This is a genomic window from Mesorhizobium sp. M4B.F.Ca.ET.017.02.2.1 (genome assembly GCF_003998955.1).
In the GTDB taxonomy this organism is placed as follows: domain Bacteria; phylum Pseudomonadota; class Alphaproteobacteria; order Rhizobiales; family Rhizobiaceae; genus Mesorhizobium; species Mesorhizobium abyssinicae.
Map to the genome: position 1 here is coordinate 25522 of NZ_RZOF01000038.1, position 4029 is coordinate 29550.

Below are 4029 nucleotides of genomic sequence, written 5' to 3' on the forward strand. Positions count from 1 at the left end.
CTTGAATTTCTCACAAGGGCAGATTTAGAAGCGAACTTCTTCGTCGCCAGCGGCGAGCCGCCCTCGTTGGTGAGGCGTATATAGTCGCCACCTCTTCACACTGTCAACAGCCTTCTCAGATGTTTTTGAACTTTTTGCGACAGAAGTTTCGGCCCCTGCCTGTTGATAGCCGGCTGCCCCAACGGAACGGGGATAACACGGATGGCGGCCACCAGGGAGCCCTATTGCCGCCGCATTGCGGTTCGACACCGGCACCAACGAAGGAGGCGCCCGCGCACCCCCCGCGCGAGGCCTTCTATAAGGGACTGTGGGAAGACCAGTTACAAGAGACGCGCGGTTGGGGATTTCGGCCTAGGCTTGGCGTTTCGTTGACTTAAACCGCCGTGACAGGCAAATGTCATGCGCACAACAAAAGCGACAAGCCGTTCCGCCCGGGGAAGAAGCAGCCTTTCTGGATGCCAGATACGGAAGATGTCATAGCCGAACTCGGCAACGAGCCGCCGCTGATCGCGGATGGCCGGAGCGGCCCGCCCGATCGGCGCGAGGTATCGGCGCGCTGGCTGTCGGGCACTTTTCTCACCGGCGTGACGTCCAGTGTCCTGATGGGCGTGGCGCTGTTCGCCGCGCTCGACGGGCGCCAGCAATTGGCGACGCCACCCGAGATCGCCGAGCTCGCCCATATGGAAAACGGCGGCGATTCCGGCGAAATGGCCAAGACCACCAGGCTGGTGGCGCCGCGCCAGATCGCCAAGGCCAAGGACCGCCGGCGCATGGAAGTGTCGATGGTCACCAAGGTCGGCGACCGCGACGTCATCCACACCATGCCTTTCGTGCAGATCAAGATGGCGCTGGCCGCCGGCCACACGACCAACCGCCCCTACCCGCCCTTCGACCCGATGCAGGTGTTCAGCGACGACGGCGACGACAATGCCGGCCAGCCGGCGCCAGCGGCCGTCGCCGGCCAGATCTATGGCGCCAAGGTCGAAAGCGAGATGTCGCTGAAGACCGTCGATTTCCCGATCGAGACGGCGTCCTTCGACGAGAAGAGCGACCTGTCCGCCGACGAGGTGGAAAAGGTGGTGCGCGAGGCCGGCACCGATCTCAGCGACGGCGCCATCCAGGTCGCCTCCTTGCACTATGTCGATCCGCAGCGATTCGGCGATGCCTTCGCCGAAAGCATGGCCGGCTCCTACGACGTGAAGATCGTGCCCGAGAATGTCTCCGTCTCGCCGCGCGTCGAGGCGGACGATCAGACGCCGGCCTTCGCCGAGGAAATCATCCCCTTCACCAAGGACACCGACATCGCCGAGGCCTTTGCTGATTCGGGCTATACCGGCGGCGACGCCACCGGCATGGCCGAGGCGATCGGCAAGCTTTTGAACGCCCCGGCGCTGAAGGCGGGAACCGTGCTGCGCGTCGGGCTCGAAATCCATGGCGACGCCGCCAAGGTGGTGCGCACCAGCGTCTATGACCGGACCCAGCACATCGTCACCATCGCGCTCGACGATCGCGGCCAGTACGTGCCGGCGCAGGAGCCCGAGCCCAATCCCGAGCTGCTGACCGCATTCGACGATTCGCCGCCGGTGATCGTGCGCGGCAACCTGCCCAACATCTATGACGGCATCTACCGCGCCGCCTATTCCTACGGCATGTCGAAGAAGCTGACCCAGCAACTGGTCAAGCTGCTCGCCTCGGATGTCGACTTCCAGTCGCGGCTCAGCCCCTCGGACAGGATCGACGTGCTGTTCTCGCAGCCGGACGGCGACGACCAGGCCTCCGACGAATCCGAATTGCTTTATGTCTCGGCGACCTTCGGCGGACAGCTGCGCAACTTCTATCGCTTCCAGATGCAGGACGGCGGCACCGACTATTTCGACGAGAACGGCTCCAGCGCCCAGCAGTTCCTGCTGCGCAATCCGCTGCCGGCGGGAAAATTCCGCTCCGGCTTCGGCGCCCGCCGGCATCCGATCCTCGGCTATGTCCGCATGCACACCGGCGTCGACTGGGCCGCCCCGATCGGCACGCCGATCATCGCCGCCGGCAACGGCACCATCGAGAAGGCCGGCTGGGCCGGCGGCTATGGCAAGCAGATCATCATCCGCCACGCCAACGGCTACGAGACCTCCTACAATCACCAGACCGCCTTTGCCAAAGGCATCGAGCCAGGCGTCCATGTCCGCCAGGGCCAGGTCATCGGCTATCTCGGCCAGACCGGCCTCGCCACCGGCCCGCATCTTCACTACGAGCTGATCGTCAACGGCACCAAGGTCGATCCGATGCGCGTTCGCCTGCCGGTCGGCAAGGTGCTGAAAGGCGACGACCTGGTTGCCTTCAAGCGCGAGCGCGAGCGTATCGACGACCTGCTCAAGCAGGAAGACAACAATCCGCTCAAGGTCGCCAGCGCCAAGGTCGAAGGATAGGTTGGCGAGCGAATCGCCTGTCGCCCGCGACGAATCAGTTTCGTGGCGAATCAGCCTGTGGATCATCCCCTCGGCGTGGCCACGGCAGCGCCTGGCCGGAAACCGTCATCCAGGCGATGACGGCCGCAAGCAGGCAGAGCAGCGTGGTGACGGCGGCGACGGCCGCGAAGGCCGCGTCACTGGCGGCGAGCCTTGCGGCTTCGAGATCCGATGCAAGCCCTGCCGGCGCCTGTTGTCCGAAACCCGGAATGCCGGGCGCAGCGCCGGTGTTCAGTGCGTAGACCCAGGCCGCGAGCGAACCCATCGCCGCAACCGCGATCAGGCCGCCGATGCGCGAGACCGCATTGTTTATGCCCGAGGCGGCGCCGGTGTCCTTGTCCTCGACCGCCGTCATGATCGCGGTCGACAGCGGCGACACGACCAGCGCCATGCCGAGCCCCATCAGCGCCATCAATGGAAAGGTCCCGGTCCAGAAATTGTGGATGCCGGCATGGGTGAGCAGCGCCAGCCCGGCAAAGGCAAAGGCAACGACCAGGCTGCCGGCGGCGATCGGGAATCTCGGCCCGATCTTGTCCGACCACTGGCCGACAGGTCCCGACAGCAGCGCGATCGATGCCGACAGCGGCACGAAAATGAAGCCGACCTCGGCCGTGCTCAGCCCCCAGCCGGCAATCAGCAGCATCGGCAGGTAGAACAGATTGGCCGACAGCGCGAAATAGAGAAAGAAGGTCGCGAGATTGGCGCCGGCGAAGGCACCGATCCGAAACAGCGACAGGTCGATCATCGGCTCGCGATGCTGGCGCTCGAAGAAAACGAACACGACAAGCAACACCAGGCCGGCTGCGATGCTCGGCCAGGACATTTGGCCGCCGCCCTCGGCGCTCATCGAGGTCAGGCCGTAGGCCAGCAATCCGAACGCCAGCGTGGCGAGTCCGGCGCCACCGAGGTCGAGGCTGCGCTTTTCCGTGGCGTCATCGGCCGGCACCTTGGCCAGGAGAAGATAGATCGAGATGAGGCCCAGCGGCAGGTTGATGGCGAAGATCGCCCGCCAGATGCCATTGCCGAAGGTGGACAGGACGAGGCCGCCCAGAACCGGACCGAGCGCGGTCGTCAGCGCCGAGGCCGCAGCCCAGACGCCGATCGCACGGCCGCGCTCCTTCTTCGGATAGGCCTTGGCGATGATGGCGAGGCTGCCCGGCACCATGATGGCGGCGCCGATCCCCTGGATGGCGCGGAAGCCGATCAGCACGCCGGCATTGGGCGCCAGCGCGCAGGCCAGCGAAGCGGCGATGAACAGCGCAATGCCGGTCACGAATGCGCGCCTGAGCCCGAACCGGTCGCCGGCGGCACCGCCTGCCAGGATCAGCGCCGATAGCGTCAGCGCATAGGCGTTGGAAATCCATTGCACCTCGGCCAGGCTGGCGCCGAGATTTTCCCGCAGCGCCGGCATCGCGATGGCCAGGACCGAGCCGTCGATGAAACCGAGCGCGGACGCCAGGATCGCCGCGATCAGCACGAACTTGCGCTGCGCCTGCGGGCAGAACGTGCCGTTCGCACGCTGCGCGGTCGAAAGCGAATCGGCGATGTTTTCGTCCGAAGCTGACATGAC

General features: G+C 65.4%; 2 protein-coding genes. One reads left to right on the plus strand and one right to left on the minus strand.

Going from position 1 to position 4029, the window contains the following annotated elements:
- Positions 1–455 precede the first annotated feature (455 nt).
- Positions 456–2420, plus strand: a complete 1965-nt coding sequence (locus EN738_RS07755) for a M23 family metallopeptidase (RefSeq protein WP_189340323.1) — start codon at positions 456–458, stop codon at positions 2418–2420.
- A gap of 34 nt (positions 2421–2454) precedes the next feature.
- Here the strand turns inward: EN738_RS07755 and EN738_RS07760 are convergent, their stop codons facing one another.
- Positions 2455–4026 (minus strand): MFS transporter, encoded by a 1572-nt coding sequence (locus EN738_RS07760; protein ID WP_127283193.1) that lies wholly within the window; start codon positions 4024–4026, stop codon positions 2455–2457.
- Positions 4027–4029: the final 3 nt, after the last annotated feature.

Bases quoted from the DNA above. Each gene is read 5' to 3' on its own strand.
- EN738_RS07755 (WP_189340323.1), top strand. From the start codon at position 456: ATGCCAGATACGGAAGATGTCATAGCCGAACTCGGCAACGAGCCGCCG.
- EN738_RS07760 (WP_127283193.1), bottom strand. From the start codon at position 4,026: ATGTCAGCTTCGGACGAAAACATCGCCGATTCGCTTTCGACCGCGCAG.